This is a genomic window from Flavobacterium resistens, from assembly GCF_900182645.1.
Lineage (GTDB): Bacteria > Bacteroidota > Bacteroidia > Flavobacteriales > Flavobacteriaceae > Flavobacterium > Flavobacterium resistens.
Genome location: NZ_FXTA01000006.1, coordinates 236,845 through 254,485, shown reverse-complemented (window position 1 = coordinate 254,485; position 17,641 = coordinate 236,845). Strand labels below are relative to the sequence as shown.

At 33.9% G+C, this 17,641-nt stretch carries 11 protein-coding genes; 10 read left to right on the top strand and 1 reads right to left on the bottom strand.

Annotated elements, in window-relative coordinates; all coding sequences use genetic code 11:
• Window positions 1-50: 50 nt before the first annotated feature.
• The gene (locus tag FN795_RS20040; protein ID WP_142452264.1) at window positions 51-1,172 is read right to left on the bottom strand and encodes a LacI family DNA-binding transcriptional regulator; all 1,122 of its coding nucleotides are present in this window, start codon (window positions 1,170-1,172) and stop codon (window positions 51-53) included.
• 438 nt (window positions 1,173-1,610) lie between these two features.
• On the opposite strand from FN795_RS20040, the gene FN795_RS20035 reads away from it, so the two are divergent.
• The 10 genes from FN795_RS20035 (at window position 1,611) to FN795_RS19990 (ending at window position 17,511) form a co-directional block, all read left to right on the top strand.
• Window positions 1,611-2,060, top strand: a complete 450-nt coding sequence (locus FN795_RS20035; protein WP_142452263.1) for a YhcH/YjgK/YiaL family protein — start codon at window positions 1,611-1,613, stop codon at window positions 2,058-2,060.
• A gap of 2 nt (window positions 2,061-2,062) precedes the next feature.
• Entirely contained in the window at window positions 2,063-2,731 is a 669-nt protein-coding gene (locus FN795_RS20030) for a bifunctional 4-hydroxy-2-oxoglutarate aldolase/2-dehydro-3-deoxy-phosphogluconate aldolase (protein ID WP_142452262.1), read from the top strand.
• A 5-nt stretch (window positions 2,732-2,736) separates the two neighbouring features.
• On the top strand, window positions 2,737-3,549 hold the full coding sequence (locus FN795_RS20025) for an SDR family oxidoreductase (protein ID WP_142452261.1): 813 nt from the start codon (window positions 2,737-2,739) through the stop codon (window positions 3,547-3,549).
• 18 nt (window positions 3,550-3,567) lie between these two features.
• On the top strand, window positions 3,568-4,752 hold the full coding sequence (uxuA, locus tag FN795_RS20020; protein WP_142452260.1) for a mannonate dehydratase: 1,185 nt from the start codon (window positions 3,568-3,570) through the stop codon (window positions 4,750-4,752).
• A gap of 100 nt (window positions 4,753-4,852) precedes the next feature.
• Window positions 4,853-6,484 (top strand): hypothetical protein, encoded by a 1,632-nt coding sequence (locus FN795_RS20015; protein WP_142452259.1) that lies wholly within the window; start codon window positions 4,853-4,855, stop codon window positions 6,482-6,484.
• 85 nt (window positions 6,485-6,569) lie between these two features.
• Window positions 6,570-10,679: a two-component regulator propeller domain-containing protein gene (locus FN795_RS20010; RefSeq protein ID WP_142452258.1), complete on the top strand. Its 4,110-nt coding sequence runs from the start codon at window positions 6,570-6,572 to the stop codon at window positions 10,677-10,679.
• Between the two features lie 397 nt (window positions 10,680-11,076).
• Window positions 11,077-12,255 carry a glycoside hydrolase family 88 protein gene (locus FN795_RS20005; protein WP_142452257.1) on the top strand — a complete coding sequence of 393 codons (1,179 nt, stop codon included), beginning with the start codon at window positions 11,077-11,079 and terminating at the stop codon, window positions 12,253-12,255.
• A 99-nt stretch (window positions 12,256-12,354) separates the two neighbouring features.
• On the top strand, window positions 12,355-14,775 hold the full coding sequence (locus tag FN795_RS20000; protein ID WP_142452256.1) for a glycoside hydrolase family 2 protein: 2,421 nt from the start codon (window positions 12,355-12,357) through the stop codon (window positions 14,773-14,775).
• Window positions 14,776-15,016: 241 nt separating this feature from the next.
• Window positions 15,017-16,852 carry a glycoside hydrolase family 2 protein gene (locus FN795_RS19995; protein WP_142452255.1) on the top strand — a complete coding sequence of 612 codons (1,836 nt, stop codon included), beginning with the start codon at window positions 15,017-15,019 and terminating at the stop codon, window positions 16,850-16,852.
• Window positions 16,853-16,947: 95 nt separating this feature from the next.
• Window positions 16,948-17,511, top strand: a complete 564-nt coding sequence (locus tag FN795_RS19990) for a DUF2911 domain-containing protein (RefSeq protein ID WP_035651182.1) — start codon at window positions 16,948-16,950, stop codon at window positions 17,509-17,511.
• Window positions 17,512-17,641 lie beyond the last annotated feature (130 nt).

The window sequence follows — 17,641 nt, the reverse complement described above, 5'->3', positions numbered from 1 at the left end:
TTCCCCTCATTTTTGTCATTTCTAGTTCCTCGAAATGACAAAAATGAGTTTTACTTCTTCACAGGAAAATAATTCTCTTTTAAAATAATTTCCAATGGAATATAATTCGTTGATTCCGTTTCTTCCTGAAGGACTAATTTCTTGTACAAATAATTAATTCCCATATATCCTTGCTCTTCCGGACGCTGATTAATCAAGAAATCGATTATGCCTTTATTCAGGTATTCTATATTATCTTTCAATAAATCGAAACCAATAATTCGCACGCCTTTTATATTATTTTTTTCCAAAAAACGGGCTACAATATAAGCTCTTGAATTGGGCACAAAAACGCTATGAATGTCTTTAAACATTTCCATACACAATTGATCTGTTCCTGAATCTTTAACTGTAATTTCAGAAAAACTGAAATTGGTAAGTTCATCATGATCTTTAAAATAAGAATAAAATCCATCGATTCGTTGAAGATAAACTGATGTGCTTTCAATTTCTCTTGTTATTTTAAAGACCAAAACCTTTCTTTCATTTTTTACGGCAAAACTAATCAGTCTTCCGGCAAGATATCCGCTCTGAAAAGCATTCTGGCCAACATAAGCATGTTCATTTTCGTCAGAAATATTTGAATCGATCATGACAATCGGAATCTGTTTTTTTTGATATTCATTCAAAAAACGAACAGAATCTTCATAAAAAATTGGAGCAAAAAGTAATCCGTCGCAGTCAAAATCAATTACTTTTTTAATTTGCTTTTGAAAAGATTCCTTGTTAAAATCATAGAAAAAATAATCCAGCACCACGCCAAATTTTCCAAATTCGGCAGCTGCTTTTTCTACGCCTGTAATTTGGCTTTTCCAATATTCGAGATTTTCATATTTGGGCAAAAAAACAGCAAAATGAAACTTTTTGTTTAATGCCAAATTACTCGCTAAAATATTGCGTTTATAACCATATTCTTCAATAATTGCATTAACTCTGTCTACATTTTCCTGTGCAACCTGCCCGCGATTATGAATAATCCTGTCAACCGTTCCTGGTGATACATTAGCAAGTTCTGCTATTTTTTTTATTGTTATGATATTTCTGATATTTAGGTTAAAAAAATAGATTAGCTGCGTAAAATTATTATTTTTTTTATCAAATATAAGTTGTTTTACATGTCTTTTTATATACATTTGCAAAACACCGTGTGCGTACACGCAAAAATACACAAACAATAAAAACAACAATATAATTTTTGTATTTTTTTTAATCTAATTGTTTAAAAAAATTAAAATGCATTTAAAAAAAATAAAGACTCTATTTAGCTAATAATCAATTATTTTAATTCAATATATTAAATTATTGGTTTAAGTAAAATAAAAAGATAAGACAAACTATTTCAATCAGTTATATAGGATAAAAATCAAAATCTGACACAAAACAGAAAAACAAACAACAAACAACTAAAAACCAGTTGTTTAAATGCAATTATTTAAATTAAAAATTCAAATATTTTATAGCAATAATAGCATGTTACATTTTTTTGATTTAACTGGAAAATGGGACTTCTTTCCTGATGTTTCTGACAAAGGAGGATTATTCAAAAAACACAAAATATAAAAACAAATAAAATGATAGTAGATTCATTACACAATGCCGCAAAATATTACGGTTTGCATCCAAACTTTAAAAAAGCTTTTGATTTTGTAACGCAAAATGACATCAGCAAATTGGAGGAAGGCGTTTTGGAAATTACTGAAGGATTAAAAGTAATCGTAATTGCTGGCGAAGGAACGACCAAAGAAGAAAGCATCAAAGGTTTTGAATGTCACGACAAAAACATTGATATCCAAATTGTAGTAAAAGGTCCGGAAACTTATGCATGGAAACCGAGAGAAAAATGTGTAAATCCAAATGGAGATTATAGTGATGAAAAAGATGTTCGCTTTTTTCATGACAAACCCGACATGTTTTTTCAATTGCAGGAAAAACAGTTCACCATTTTATTTCCAGAGGATGTTCACGCAGCAATGATTGGTGACGGTTCATTGAAAAAACTAGTTTTTAAAGTAAAAATTTAGTTATGAAATCGATTCAAGAGTCAATAGAAATCATAGCACAACAAGGCATGCTTCCTTTGTATTTCAATACAGATGAAAATGTGAGCGTTGAAGTGCTTCGTGCTTTGTACAACGCAGGCATACGAGCAGTAGAATATACAAACCGCGGTTCTGAAGCATTAGTGAATTTCAAAAAAATGGTAGAAATCAAAAATATTGAAATGCCGGAAATGCTTTTAGGAATTGGAACAATAAAAAATGAATCACAAGCCAAAGATTTTCACAATGCTGGTGCTGATTTTTTCATAAGTCCGGGCTTTGTTCCTGAAGTAGCTGATTTTTTAAAAAGCAAAAACTCATTTTACGCTCCTGGATGCATGACACCTACCGAAATTATTGCTGCCGAAAATACAGGCATTACATTCATTAAACTTTTTCCGGGAAACATACTTGGGCCAGATTTTATGAGTGCCATCAAAGATGTTTTTCCCTCTTTGACCTTTATGGTAACCGGAGGTGTTGACACCACATCTACTAGCATACAAAATTGGTTTTCAGCTGGTGTATCAGCAGTAGGATTAGGAAGCAAGTTGATTACCAAAAAACGCATGGAAGAAAGCGATTATGCAACAATTGAAAATGAAACTAAAAAAGTGCTGGACACCATTCAGACTTTAAGAAAACAATCATAATTTATATGGATTCAATATTTAATTTAAAAGGAAAAATTGCGCTTATAACTGGCGGCGCCGGCGTATTAGGAAGCAACTTTGCAAACGTTCTGGCAAAACAGGGCGTAATCGTTGGGATTGTTTCACAATCGCTTCAAAAAGCAGAAAATACAGTACAAAATATAGAAAAAAACGGAGGCCAGGCTTTTGCGGTTCAAGCCAATGTTTTGAATAAAGAAGAAGTAGAAAAAGTAAGAGATTTTATTGTTGAAAAATATGGTCGTCTGGATATTTTGATCAATGCTGCCGGCGGAAATATGCCTGGCGCAACAATTCAGCCAGATCAAGCGGTTTATGACATGAAAACCGAAGATTTACAGCAGGTTATTGATTTAAATATCATCGGAACAATGTTGCCTTCACAGGTTTTTTCAGCACTTTTTGCCGAACAAAAACAAGGAAACATTATCAATATTTCATCGGCATCGGCGCAAAGACCTCTTACAAGAGTTGTTGGTTATTCCGCTTCAAAAGCGGCTATTGATAACTTCACACAGTGGATGGCGGTTGAATTGGCTTCAAAATATGGCGAGGGAATTCGTGTAAACGCTATTTCGCCAGGATTTTTCATTGGAGAACAAAACCGCGCTTTACTGCTTACTCCAGAAGGAAATTTAACGCCTAGAGGTGAAAAAATCATCGGACAAACTCCAATGGGAAGATTTGGAAAACCTGAAGATATTGACGGCGCACTTTTATACTTGTGCAGCGATATGTCAAAATTCGTAACGGGAACAGTATTAAAAGTTGACGGTGGTTTTGCCGCTGCGAGTATTTAATTTTTTAAAAACACAAAAATGGAACAAACATTACGCTGGTTCGGACCAAATGACCCTGTTTCTTTACAAGATATCAAACAAACCGGAGCAACCGGAATTGTAACTGCGCTACACCACATTCCAAATGGACAAGTTTGGAGTATTGAAGAAATTATCAAACGAAAAGTTGAAATCGAACACGAAGATGGAGATCCTAAAAAAGGCGCTTCTGGTTTGACTTGGTCGGTTGTAGAAAGTATTCCAGTTCACGAAGACATCAAAAAACAAACTGGAAAATATCTGGAATATATTGAAAACTATAAAGAAAGCATTCGAAATTTGGCTTTATGCGGCATCAAATGTGTCTGCTATAATTTCATGCCAGTTTTAGATTGGTCAAGAACCGATTTATCTTATACCGTTGAAGATGGCTCTAAAGCGCTTCGCTTTGATATTAATGCTTTTGCCGCTTTTGAATTGTATATTTTGAAAAGACCAGGAGCAGAAAACGAATATTCTTCAGAACAAATTCAAAAAGCAAAAAGCTATTTTGAAGCCATGACTGCAGAAGATAAAGTCAAATTACAACAAAATATTCTAGCAGGACTTCCGGGAGCTGAAGAAGCTTATACTGTTGAAGATTTCTTAGTGACTTTGAGCGCTTACAATCATATTGACAGACAAGCTTTAAAGAATAATCTTTTTCATTTTCTAAAAGAAATCATTCCAGTTGCAGAGAATAAAGGTGTTTTAATGGCCATTCACCCCGATGATCCACCCTACCCGATTTTAGGTTTGCCGAGAGTTGTTAGTACTGAAGAAGATTTGATTGAATTAATGAATGCGGCTCCTTCAAAATCAAACGGATTTACAATGTGTACAGGTTCATACGGCGTTCGCGCTGACAATGATTTACCTGGAATCGTAAGACGTCATGGCGATAAAATGAATTTTATTCACTTAAGAAGCACGCAACGTGACGAAGAAGGAAGTTTCTACGAAGCGAATCATTTAGAAGGCGATGTTGATATGTATGAAGTCGTAAAAGCGATTCTCGAAGTTGAAAAAAGAAATAACAGCAAATTACCAATGCGTCCAGATCACGGACACCAAATGTTGGATGATTTGAAGAAAAAAACAAATCCAGGATATTCTGCAATTGGCCGTTTGAGAGGCTTGGCAGAGCTACGAGGACTTGAATTGGGAATTAAGCGATCCGTGTAAAATTTCACTGCAAAGTCGCAAAGTACGCAAGAAATTTAAACTTTGCGTTCCTTGCGACTTTGCGGTGAAAAAAACTAACTAACCATAAAACCACAAAACCATGATTCGCCAAGTCATTTTTATCTCTTGTAGTCTTTTTATAAATACCGTACTGGCGCAGGAATTACCTACCATTATTACTTCTCCAAAAACCAATTATCTTCCGGATTTTAGTTATGCTGGTTATCATTTCGGCGAAAGCCAAATTCCTGATGCTAATGGAAAAATAATTAATACCATTGATTTTGGAGTAAAAGCTAATGATGAATTAGATGATTCAAAAGCACTTTTGAAAGCTTTCAAAGCAGCTAATGCAGTTGAAGGAAATGTAATTCTTCAATTGCCTGCAGGAAGAATTATTCTAAGTGAAATTCTGTATATCGAAAGAAGTAATTTTGTGCTTCGCGGTGCTGGTTCGGCTGAAAACGGAACCGAAATATACTGTCCAAGACCGATGATGTATCTTAAAGATTCTGATGCTTTGGCTGAACTTCGTGAATATCTGACCACTTTTGACAAAAGACAACGTGAATCGGAAAACAATATTGATTTGCCTTTTTCACAATATGCTTGGTCTGGTGGTTTTATCTGGACGCAGGTTCCTGGCGAGCGCGTGAAATCGTATTTGGATAAATATGAGCCTGAATCTAATCCGTTGGCGAAAGTTAGTTCAGGAAAAATGGGCGAACATAGTATCACGGTTTCGGATGTAAAAGGCTTAAAAGTTGGTGATATTGTCGAATTGCAGTTGTTTAATAAAGATGGTGAAAATGGCGAAATCATCAAAGATTTATACCAAGGAGCGAAAGTAAAACCAGGTTCGCACCATTGGAATTTTCCAAAACTTCCTATTGTTCGTCAACAAGTTGAAATCACTAAAATTTCTGGCTCAAAAATCACTTTAAAAACGCCGTTGACTATTTCGATTAAACCAAGTTATCAGGCGCAATTAGTCGAATGGAAACATTTAAATGAAGTTGGGATTGAGCATCTTCGTTTTACTTTTCCAGATATTCCTAGAGTCGCACATCATGTTGAACCCGGAAATAATGGAATTTTCCTGACTCGCCTTTTCAATAGCTGGGTTAAAGATGTCAAAATAACCAATGCCGATAGCGGTATTTTAGCTGAAGAAGTTGCTAATACCACGATTCAGGATATTACTACAGATGGAACGCATTTAGCACATTACACGGTGACTTTGGGTGGTGTTCATAATATTTTAGTTAAGAATCTTAAAATTTATAATTCGGCCGTTCATCCGTTAAGTTTCAACACGTTTGCGACTAAAAACGTATATCAAAACTGTGAGATTTTTAAAGATCCTGTTTTAGATCAGCATTCGGGAGCCAATCATCAAAATTTATTTGACAATATTACCGTTCACTTCAAAGCAGGTAAAAATAATAGTTATGCCATATTTGGTGGCGGCGGAGCAGAATATTGGAAACCTTCTCACGCGCCTTACAGTACTTTTTGGAATTTGAATGTTCAGGTTGAAAATCCTGATGAATCAAAACCGGTTTTATTGTATGGAATGAAAGACGGCGCTTTCGCAAGAATTATCGGTGTGCACGGAAATACAAAATTTGAAATCAAATATGACGTAGATCCGTATATAGAGTTTTTAAATAAGCCAATTGAAAAAATTCCATCATTATACGATTATCAATTAAATAAACGCATGAAATAGGAACAAAGGTTCAGAGGTATTTCTCTGTTGAAATCTTTGTCCCTTTGCACCTTGAATATAACTCTAACCAAAAAAAATAAATGCTATGAAATACACGAGCGTCTTTCTAGTTTTACTTTTTATTTCAGGAAATTTGTTTTCCCAAAATAAATACCGACTTAAAAATTTTTCAACCACTGACGGACTTTCACAGAATTCTGTTATTGCCATTCATCAGGATAAATTTGGACAGATGTGGTTTGGTACGCGCGACGGTCTAAATAAATATGACGGCAGTCGATTTACCATTTTTAGGAATGATGTTGCCAATAAAACGTCTATCAGTAATGATATTTTAGCTATTGAAGAAGATAATTCCGGAAAATTATGGATTGGAACTTATAATGGTCTGAACTGTTATGACCCTGTTAGTAATACTTTCAAACGATACTTAACCGACAAGACGAATCATACCATAAATAGTAATACTATTTGGTGTATCAAGAAAATTGGCGATGAAATGTGGTTTGGAACCTCAAAAGGTTTGTCTGTTTATAACAAAAAAACAGGACAATTTTCTTCTGCTGTTCATTCTGCTACTGATAATGCATCAATTCCAAGCAATAATATTCTGAGTATTTTTAAAACAAAAAAAGGCAAAGTCTGGATTGGAACTACAAAAGGATTGTGTTTATTTACAGGTAGAAAAAATGGAAAATTTTCTTTTAAAAATTATCCGTTAAATAATATTGATGTATTAAATGTATCAGCAATTGCTGAAGATCGCTTCAATAATATCTGGGTTGGAACAAAAAACAAAGGGCTTTTAAAATTTAACCCATCAACAAACAGCTTTGTTTCTTTTTTACCTGAGGAAAAACGCAAAGAAATCAACAATGAAATTCGTGCTTTGGCTATTGACCGCAAAGGCTCAATCTGGATTGGTGCTTATGACGGAATTTATATTTTAGGAGAAGATAAAAGCATTCAAAAGATAAACAATAACAATAGTTACAGTAGTAGTAATCATAACACCGGAATCGAAAAAGTAAAATCAATTTTCATCGATAAAAAAGGTTCCGTTTGGATTGGCTGTTATTACAAAGGCGTAAATATGTGGGATATTTCAAGTGTAAATTTCCTCAATTACGATCAGAATTCGAAAAAGATTCCGATGAGTTATGATGTAGTAAGTTCTATTGTAGCCGACAAAAATCGGAATATTTATTTTGGTACTGAAGGTGGCGGCATCACCGTTTACAATAAAAATACAGAAGCTACAAGTTACCTAAACAACAAAATTGGACAAACGCCAATAAATGATATTAAATCAATGTGCGTTGCAGAAAATAACATTTTGTGGATGGGAACTTTCTCTAAAGGAATTTCAGCTTATAATACCCAGACTAAAAATATTGAAAGTGACAGAATTTCATCCAAATTAAAGGATTCACTTAAAGATGTTGGAGTTTATTCCATTAAAACAGAAGGAAACGGCGTATTGTGGATGGGTACTTTTAGCAAAGGATTAGTTCGTTATAATACTGTTTCAAAAGATTTTCAATTTATTAGAAATGATACTACAAAGGCAAATTATCTAACCAATAATTACGTGCGAACAGTCTTTGTTGACAAGCAAAAAAGGCTTTGGGTGGGAACTCTGAGCGGGCTGAATCTTATTGGACTTCAAAATTTCCAATCCAATAAATATGTTGTAAAACATTACTTTTATGATGATGTTGCTTTATCGGGAGATGATATTCTAACATTGTTTCAGGATTCTCAAAATAAAATCTGGGTAGGAACAAAAGCAAAAGGATTGCATTATTTTGATGGAAAGAAATTCAACAGAATCAACTTGAAAATTGGAAATATGGTTGTTACATCAATCCATTCTATTTTGGAAGATGATGATAAAAACCTTTGGATTAGCAGCAATCAGGGAATTTTAAAATACAGCACTACCCGAAAAACAGTTGTCGGTTATGATCAAAAAGATGGTATAGCAAATAATGAGTTTAATGATAATGCAGCTTTAAAACTTGATGGCAATACATTTTATTTCGGAAGCCCTTCCGGAGCAACTTATTTTGACTCCCGAAAAATTTCCAAAAATTTATATGCTCCTCAGGTTTTGATAACTGATTTGAAAATCAAAAATAAAACTACAAATCCAAATGATTCTTTAGGCATTTTAGAAAAAAGCATTGGATATACCAAAACCATCACTTTGGATTATGATAAAGCCAATTTCTCTATCAGTTTTGCGATTCCGAATTACATTCGATCAAAAAAGAATCAGTATAGTTATCGTTTAACCGGACTGGAAAACAACTGGACGATAACCAAAAACAGCGAGGCCAATTTTGCTATTCAAAATCCAGGAACTTATACATTTGAAGTGCGAGGTGCGAATAATGATGGGGTTTGGAACAAAAATCCAACCACTTTGACCGTTATTGTAAATCCGGCTCCGTGGCGCAGTATTTGGGCATTTTTATTATATGGAATTATAATTGGTTTAGGATTATATGGTTTGATCTGGATTATGAAATCAAAAGCCAGATTGAAACAAAAACTGGAACTGGAATATCTGGAAACACAGCGTATTGAAGAAAACAACAAATTAAAACTGGATTTCTTCACTAATATTTCGCATGAATTCAGAACACCTTTAACGTTGATTTTAGGGCCATTGCAACAAATATTAGCCGATTATAACGGAACCAATGAAATGTACAAAAAGCTTTTGGTTATAGAAGGAAGCGCGAATCATCTTTTAGGTTTAATCAATCGTTTAATGGATTTCAGAAAACTGGAGAATCATCAAGTTGCTTTGGAATCTGCAAACGGAAACATTGTCAAATTCACAAAAGAAATCTTTTTATCTTTTATCGAATATGCAAAAGATGGAGGTTACGATTATACATTTGAAGCCGAAAACGAAGAAATGTTGGTGTATTTTGACCGATATAAACTCGAACGTGTTTTTTATAATTTGATTTCGAATGCTTTTAGATATACTCCAAAAGGCGGTTCTATTAACATTAAAATCAATCAAGATCAGCAGCATCTTTTTATAGCCGTTGAAGACTCAGGAGTTGGAATTTCCGAGGAACATATCGATAAGATTTTTGATTTGTTTTTTGAAGTTCCGACGCACAACCAAGTTCAGAAAAACTATAATAAAGGAACTGGAATCGGGCTTTCGATTGTAAAAAACATTGTTGAGCTTCACAAAGGAAAAATTGATGTTACGAACAAACCAACTGGCGGTGTTATTTTCAAAGTGACTTTGCCACTTGGACGAGAACATCTTTTGGACAGCGAAATTATTTCTGATTTTAAAATCAGTGATGATATTGAACAATACAACGCTCAACTTGAAACTTCTGAAGCAATAGAAAATGAGGACATCGAAGATTTAATTGTAAACGAAGAAAAACAAACTATTTTAATTGTAGAAGATCATAAGGTTTTGAGAAAGTTTATGAAAAACCTACTCAAAAAAGATTACAATATTATCGAAGCTGAAAATGGTAAAATTGCTTTGGACAAAGCATTAAAATTTGTTCCGAATTTGATTATCAGCGACGTTATTATGCCTGAAATGGTTGGAACTGAATTGTGCGCTAAAATAAAAGAAAACATTAAAACCAGTCATATTCCGGTTATTTTATTGACTTCTAGATCTTCATTAGTTTATAAATTCGAAGGACTTGAAAGTGGTGCCGATGATTACATTAGTAAACCTTTCAATTTAATGGAATTTAAGCTTCGTGTCAAAAATCTTTTGAATACAACCGAGCGTTTAAAAATCAAATTTTCAAGCGAAGACAGTTTTATTCCGTCAGAAATTACAGTTTCTTCAATAGATGAAGAATTGTTGAAAAAAGCATTTAAAATTGTTGAAGAGAACATTTCGAATGAACAATTTGATGTTCCGTTTTTCTGTACCGAATTAGGTGTCAGCCGAACCATGCTCTTTTTAAAAATTAAAGCCTGGACAAATTGCACGCCAAACGAATTTATTCATGAAATTAGATTAAAACGTGCCGCTCAATTATTGGAACAAGATAAGTTAACTGTCTCTGAAATCAGCTATAAAGTGGGCTTCAATAATCCGAAATATTTCAGCAAATGCTTCCAGAAAAAGTACGGCGAAACGCCATCACAATATGCTGACAAATTTTACAAAACTACTGTTGTAATTTAGCAATCCCACTGTTTTATGGGCTTAAAAAAGGGTATCTGTATTTTTAGATACCCTTTTTTGTATTTCTATATCGTTTTCGGCATCTACATTTGCCATATGAAAATCAAAATACCGAACTATTTATTTCTTCAAATCTTATTTGTCGTCATCATAATCGGAATGAGTCTTTTGCTTTTCTATTTTATCTAACCTTAACCTTAAAACCAAAATAATGAATGTTCACCAACCAAAAAATCAAATTCTACACATGATGTGTTTTTGATATGTGTGTTTTTGACACATAGACACGCAAGAACTTATATAGTTTAATTACATTTAATAAAAAAATAGAAATGATCCCAAACCCAAATTTAAAGCCAAGTAATTGTGGTTTTTTAAAAAAGATTAATTAGTAAATATGAATAAAGTTAGTTTCATTTCTTTAATTCTAGGGTTTGCATCGCTGACAACGGCATGCAAATCCGGAATTAAGTCTCAAAAAACAATTGTCTCTCCAACGACAAAAACACTGTTGGATACACGTTATAAAATGTTGCTCGATTATCCAGTCGATTCTCTGTCGATGCCTCGCAGCATGAATGTCAAAACCAATGAAATACATAAAGTGCCATCGAGAGACTGGACAAGCGGTTTTTTTGCCGGAAATCTTTGGCAGTTATACCGACTTACCGGCGATTCTAAATACAAAGAACAAGCTCAAAAATGGACCGCTTTCAGCAAAAAAGAAAGTGTCAACCGTAATTCTCACGATGTAGGTTTTAAAGTGTATTGCAGTTTTGGAGAAGCGCTTAAAGTTGAAAACAAAAAAGAATATGCAGATGTAATTATTAAAGGCGCCGAAACTTTATGCACAAGATTTGATCCGAAAGTAGGTTCTATTCGTTCGTGGGATTTCAATAAAGAAATCTGGGATTTCCCAGTTATTATTGACAATATGATGAATTTAGAATTGCTTTTTGAAGCTTCAAAATTATCTGGAAATCCAAAATATCGTGAAGTTGCAATTCAACATGCTAATACAACTTTAAAAAACCAATTTAGAGAAGACAATAGTTGTTATCACGTTATTGATTACGATCCGAAAACAGGAAATGTCAGAAAGAAAACTACACTTCAGGGTTATAATGATGATTCGGTTTGGGCACGCGGTCAAGGTTGGGCGGTTTATGGATTCACAATGTCTTACCGATATACAAAAGATCCAACTTACTTAAAACAAGCCGAAGCAACTGCAAAGTTTTTTATGTCGAATAAAAACCTGCCAGAAGACGGAATTCCGTATTGGGATTTTAAAGATCCTAGCATTCCAAATGCTGCTCGAGATGTTTCTGCAGCAATGGTTATGGCATCAGGATTATATGAATTGTACGGTTATACCAAAAATAAAAGTTATTTGGCTTTCGCCGATAAATTAATGACTTCGGTACAATCTGATAAATATATTTTAAATGCCAATATCAAAGCGCCTTTCCTACTCGATCACAGCACAGGAAACTGGCCAAAACACGATGAAATTGACGAACCAATAATTTACGCTGATTATTATTTTCTGGAAGCATTACTCAGAAAAAAATAACAAAGGCACAGAGATACAAAATGACAAAGCTTCAAAGGCCAAAAACCTTTGTCACTTTGTAACTATGTCACTTTGAACCTAAAAAAAGCTTTACAATCTATGAACTATCAACCAAAATACTACAATACATTTTCAAATTTTGCGCTTTTTGTTTTTTTTCAGATTTGTCTGAGCAGCAGTTTTGCTCAGACAAAGATGAATATTAATGACAATTGGCTTTATTTAGAAAATCATACTTCAAACTTAAACGAAGCTCAAAAAAACCAAAGTTGGGTTTCTCTAAATTTACCTCATACCTGGAACGCTGAAGACGCAACCGACTTATATCCGGGCTACAGACGTGACGCCAGTTGGTATCAAAAAAAATTAAATATTCCGCAGATTGATAAAAATCAGCGTTATTCCTTGTATTTTGAAGGCTCAAATATTACTACAAAAGTGTATGTAAACGGTAAAGAAGCCGGGTCTCATATTGGTGGTTATATCGGATTTTCAATTGACATTACGAATCTTATTAAAGAAGGAAATAATGATATTTTTGTTCGCGTTGACAATAGTTATGATATCGAAATTATTCCTTCTCAAAAAAGTGATTTCTATATTTATGGCGGAATTACGCGCGATGTCTGGTTGGTTTCGAAATACAAAAATCATATTGAAAATCTAAAAATTACAACTCCAGAAGTTTCAGCTAAAAAGGCTTCAGTACAAATTGTTTCTTCAATTGTAAACCCAAATAACTCAAAAGATTTATCATTGACGATTACTTTAAAAACTCCGAAAGGAAAAAAAGTGGCAAGCAAAACGATTCCAGTTTCAGATAAAACTTCAACAATCTCATTTGAAAACATCAAAAACCCAGAACTTTGGGATACAGATAATCCAAATTTGTATAAACTAACTGCTTCTTTATCTGAAAAAAATCAAGTAAAAGATAGCGTTACAGAGAAAGTTGGTTTTAGATGGTTTGAATTTAAAGATCACGGACCATTTTTTCTTAACGGAAAACGTTTGCTTCTTCGAGGAACGCATCGTCATGAAGAACAAGCCGGAGTTGGTGCCGCTATGACAAATGCACAACATCGCGCTGATATGGAATCGATTAAAGAAATGGGTGCAAATTTCGTTCGTTTGGCACATTATCCTCAAGATCCTGAAGTTTATAAAGCTTGCGATGAATTAGGATTATTGGTTTGGGACGAATTGCCTTGGTGTCGTGGCGGAATTGGAAATGAGGTTTGGAAAACCAATGCCAAAAACATGTTGGCTGAAATTATCAATCAAAATTACAATCATCCTAGCATTATAATTTGGTCTTTAGGAAACGAAATGAACTGGCTTCCAGATTTTCCTGATGGCGATAATCCGGAAAAAACAAATGCTTTTTTAACCGAATTAAATGATATTGCCCATAAACTTGATCCAACAAGAAAAACGGCAATTAGAAAATATTATGAAGGCTCGCATATTGTTGATGTCTTCTCCCCTTCTATCTGGTCGGGTTGGTATTCTGGAAGCTACAAAAGCTATCAAAAAGCGATTGATGTTTACAAAAAAGAATACAACCATTTTATTCACGCCGAATATGGCGGAGACAGCCATGTTGGCCGTCATAGTGAAAACCCTGTTAATGGCGAGAATGTAATTAAAGCCGAAGGCTGGGAAGAAGCTATTGTACAAACTAAAATTGCCAATATCGCACAAATTGGTGATTGGAGCGAAAATTACATTGTTGATTTATTTGACTGGCATTTGCATATATCCGAGAATGACCCAAATTTTGTGGGAAATATTCAATGGGCATTCAAGGATTTTGCAACGCCGCTCCGTCCCGAAGATGATATTCCATATATGAATCAAAAAGGACTTACCGATCGAAACGGAAATCCTAAAGATGCTTATTACGTTTTTAAAAGCTATTGGGCTAAAAAACCTTTTACTTACATTGAATCGCATACCTGGACAGAACGCCAAGGTCCTGAAAATACGCCAAGAACAATTAATGTTTTCAGTAATTGTGAGAAAGTAACTTTGTATCACGACGGAAAATCATTAGGCGAAAAACAACGCAATCTTGCGCTTTATCCTGCGAATGGACTCACTTGGGATGTGAATTTCAAAAAAGGAGAAAACGTTTTGGTTTCTGTTGGAAAAAACAAAGAAGGAATAACAGTTTCTGATACTTTAAAAGTGAATTATCGCTTTAAGAAAAATGAAGCCGCAACTTCACTCCAATTGTCTTCAGAAAAACTAAAAAACGGGAATTATCTTGTAACTGCAATTGCAATTGACAACAATAATTTGCGCTGTCTGGATTATGAAGCGAGTGTTTATTTCCAATGTCTGAAAGGCGGAAAAACTTTGAAAAATCAAGGAACACCAACGGGAAGCGAATCTATCAAAATGGCAAACGGAAAAGCTTCGATTGAAGTAATTCCAGATGGGTCAAATAACCCAATCGAAATGACGGCACTCAACCAAAGTTTTAAGGGAGAATATTTGAAGATTCCCGTTAATTAAGATTTTATTTCATGCAGATTTACCATTTTTTTTTCGTTGTTCTGATTTAAAATGTGGTTTGTCATTTCGAGGAACGAGAAATCTCTACAAGTAGCTCTACAAAGCTTGGATTCTTATTGTGGAGTTTCTCGTGGAGATTTCTCGTTCCTCGAAATGATAATATTTCTAAAAAATCAATCTGCTAAATCTGCGTGAAACCATAAACTTTAGCACTCTGCAAAAAATAAAAAAACAAATTAAAATGAAAAAACTATTAACCGCAGTACTCTTAACCACAACACTGTTTACTTTTGCACAACAAAACCTAATTTCAAACGTTCCAAACCGAAATACAACTTCTTTAAATGGCGTTTGGAATTACATTATCGATCCTTACCAAACCGGATTTTACAGTTTCCATTTAGATCAATATGATAAACAGGAAAAAGCCCCAAAATCGGCGTTTTATAGTAATTATCATGCTGTCAATAAACAAGAATTGGTAGAATATGATTTTGATAAATCGGCGACAATTACTATTCCGGGCGATTGGAACTCACAAGTTCCTGAACTAAAATATTATGAAGGAAATGTATGGTTCAAAAAATCTTTCGATTATAATTTAAAAGACAAAAAGCGTCTGTTTTTATATTTAGGAGCTATAAATTATAAAGCTGATGTTTATTTAAACGGAAAAAAACTAGGAACACATGAAGGCGGTTTTACTCCGTTTAATTATGAAGTCACTTCAATCGTAAAGCCAAATGACAATTATTTGGTCATAAAAGTTGATAATACACGCCATAAAGAAGATGTTCCGACAGTAAACACAGATTGGTGGAATTATGGAGGAATCACGCGCGATGTGACTTTGATTGAAGAAGAAGCTTCATTTATAGAAGATTATAATATTCAGCTTAAAAAAGGGAATGCAAATAGCATTTCGGGTTTCATCAAAATCAATAATTTAGATATCGCACAAAATGCAGTTTCTATTTCAATTCCCGAATTAAAAATCAATTATAAAGGAAAAGTTGGCGCTGACGGAATCTTAAATTTTGAAATTCCTACTAAAAAAATCTCCTATTGGTCACCTGAAAATCCGAAATTATATGATGTAACGATTGATTTTAACGGACAAAAATTAACCGATAAAATTGGTTTCAGGACTATTGCAACTCAGGAAGACAAAATTCTGTTAAACGGAAAACAAATCTTTTTGAGAGGAATTTCGATTCACGAAGAAAATGCAAAAGGCGGACGTGCAAATTCAAAAGAAGATGCTTTACGCTTATTGAATTGGGCAAAGGAATTAGGCTGTAATTATGTTCGTTTGGCACATTATCCACATAACGAAAACATTATTCGCGAAGCTGACAAATTGGGATTAATGGTTTGGGAGGAAATTCCGGTTTACTGGACAGTGGATTTTGCTAATAAAAATACGTATCAAAATGCCCAAGATCAATTAACAGCGGCAATTACCAGAGATAAAAATAGAGCGAGTATTATTATTTGGTCAATGGCTAATGAAACTCCTGTTTCAGATGCTAGAAATACTTTTATCCAGAATTTAGCAAGGCACACAAAATCATTAGATAATACAAGATTAATTAGCGCTGCTTTGCTAACACGCCATGTAGACGGTTTTGGAGTGATTGATGATAAAATTGGCGAATCACTTGACATTATCGCCTTCAATCAATATTTAGGCTGGTATGGTGGCAAACTTGAAGATGCAGAAAAGAATCTTTGGAAAACGCCTTATAACAAACCTGTAGTTGTTTCTGAATTTGGAGGTGATGCAAAAGCAGGTTTCCACGGAGAAAAAAATGAGCGTTGGACCGAAGAATATCAGGAATATTTATACATCCAGAATTTGAAAATGATTGAAAAAATTCCACATTTAAGTGGTACAAGCCCGTGGATTTTAGTGGATTTTAGATCACCAAAAAGATTATTACCGGGTATTCAGGACGGATACAACCGTAAAGGCTTAATCTCAAATGAAGGCGAAAAGAAGAAGGCTTTTTACATCATGCAGGATTGGTACACACAGAAGAAAAAAGAACAATTGAATTATTCTTTGGGCAAATAAACCGTTATCAATTCATTAACAAAAAACAAATAGTAATTTCATGATTTTTCTTAATTATTAACTTACTTTGTAGTTATTCTAAAAATTGTAACCTTATGAAAAAAATTTATTTACTAGCAGTTACATTGTTTGCTGCTTTTACAGTGCAGGCACAAGATGTGGTGAAATTTGCTCCTCTTGATGCAAGTCCGGCTGATATTTCTTATTTCCCAAACAGATCTGTTAAATTCAAAAAAACAGATACTCCAAACCCAGTTGTCAAAGTTCTTTACTCAAGACCTTCTGTAAAAGGGAGAACTATTTTTGGTGATATTGTGAAGTTTGGTGAAGTTTGGAGAGTTGGTGCTAACGAAAATACAGAAATCAAATTCTACAAAGATGTAACAATCGGCGGTAAAAAAATCCCTGCTGGATATTACAGCTTATTTGCTATTCCAGAAAAAGACAAATGGACCATCATTATCAATAAAGAATTGGATTTATGGGGCGGATATGCTTATGATGAAAGCAAAGATGTTGTAAGAGTTTCAGTTCCTGTTAAACCAGTTTCTGATGTTATTGAAGCTTTATCTATTGCTTTTACAACTCAAGGTAATGTGGCTAATTTAGTTATTGGATGGGATAAAACTACAGTTGAATTGCCTATTACGGTTAAATAATTTAATCGTTTTACAGATAAAAAAAAGAGACATTTTTCAATGTCTCTTTTTTTTTGTTTCTTAAGATTTTCACAGATACTATAATTCTAGAATAAATTCTTAATATCGCGACGTTATAAATACATTCGAT

What these genes read in the sequence shown, in the direction of transcription:
- FN795_RS20030 (WP_142452262.1), top strand. Translation starts at nt 2,063, where the DNA reads ATGAAATCGATTCAAGAGTCAATAGAAATCATAGCACAACAAGGCATG.
- FN795_RS20015 (WP_142452259.1), top strand. Translation starts at nt 4,853, where the DNA reads ATGATTCGCCAAGTCATTTTTATCTCTTGTAGTCTTTTTATAAATACC.
- FN795_RS20005 (WP_142452257.1), top strand. Translation starts at nt 11,077, where the DNA reads ATGAATAAAGTTAGTTTCATTTCTTTAATTCTAGGGTTTGCATCGCTG.
- FN795_RS20025 (WP_142452261.1), top strand. Translation starts at nt 2,737, where the DNA reads ATGGATTCAATATTTAATTTAAAAGGAAAAATTGCGCTTATAACTGGC.
- FN795_RS20010 (WP_142452258.1), top strand. Translation starts at nt 6,570, where the DNA reads ATGAAATACACGAGCGTCTTTCTAGTTTTACTTTTTATTTCAGGAAAT.
- FN795_RS19995 (WP_142452255.1), top strand. Translation starts at nt 15,017, where the DNA reads ATGAAAAAACTATTAACCGCAGTACTCTTAACCACAACACTGTTTACT.
- uxuA (WP_142452260.1), top strand. Translation starts at nt 3,568, where the DNA reads ATGGAACAAACATTACGCTGGTTCGGACCAAATGACCCTGTTTCTTTA.
- FN795_RS19990 (WP_035651182.1), top strand. Translation starts at nt 16,948, where the DNA reads ATGAAAAAAATTTATTTACTAGCAGTTACATTGTTTGCTGCTTTTACA.
- FN795_RS20035 (WP_142452263.1), top strand. Translation starts at nt 1,611, where the DNA reads ATGATAGTAGATTCATTACACAATGCCGCAAAATATTACGGTTTGCAT.
- FN795_RS20000 (WP_142452256.1), top strand. Translation starts at nt 12,355, where the DNA reads ATGAACTATCAACCAAAATACTACAATACATTTTCAAATTTTGCGCTT.
- FN795_RS20040 (WP_142452264.1), bottom strand. Translation starts at nt 1,172, where the DNA reads ATGTATATAAAAAGACATGTAAAACAACTTATATTTGATAAAAAAAAT.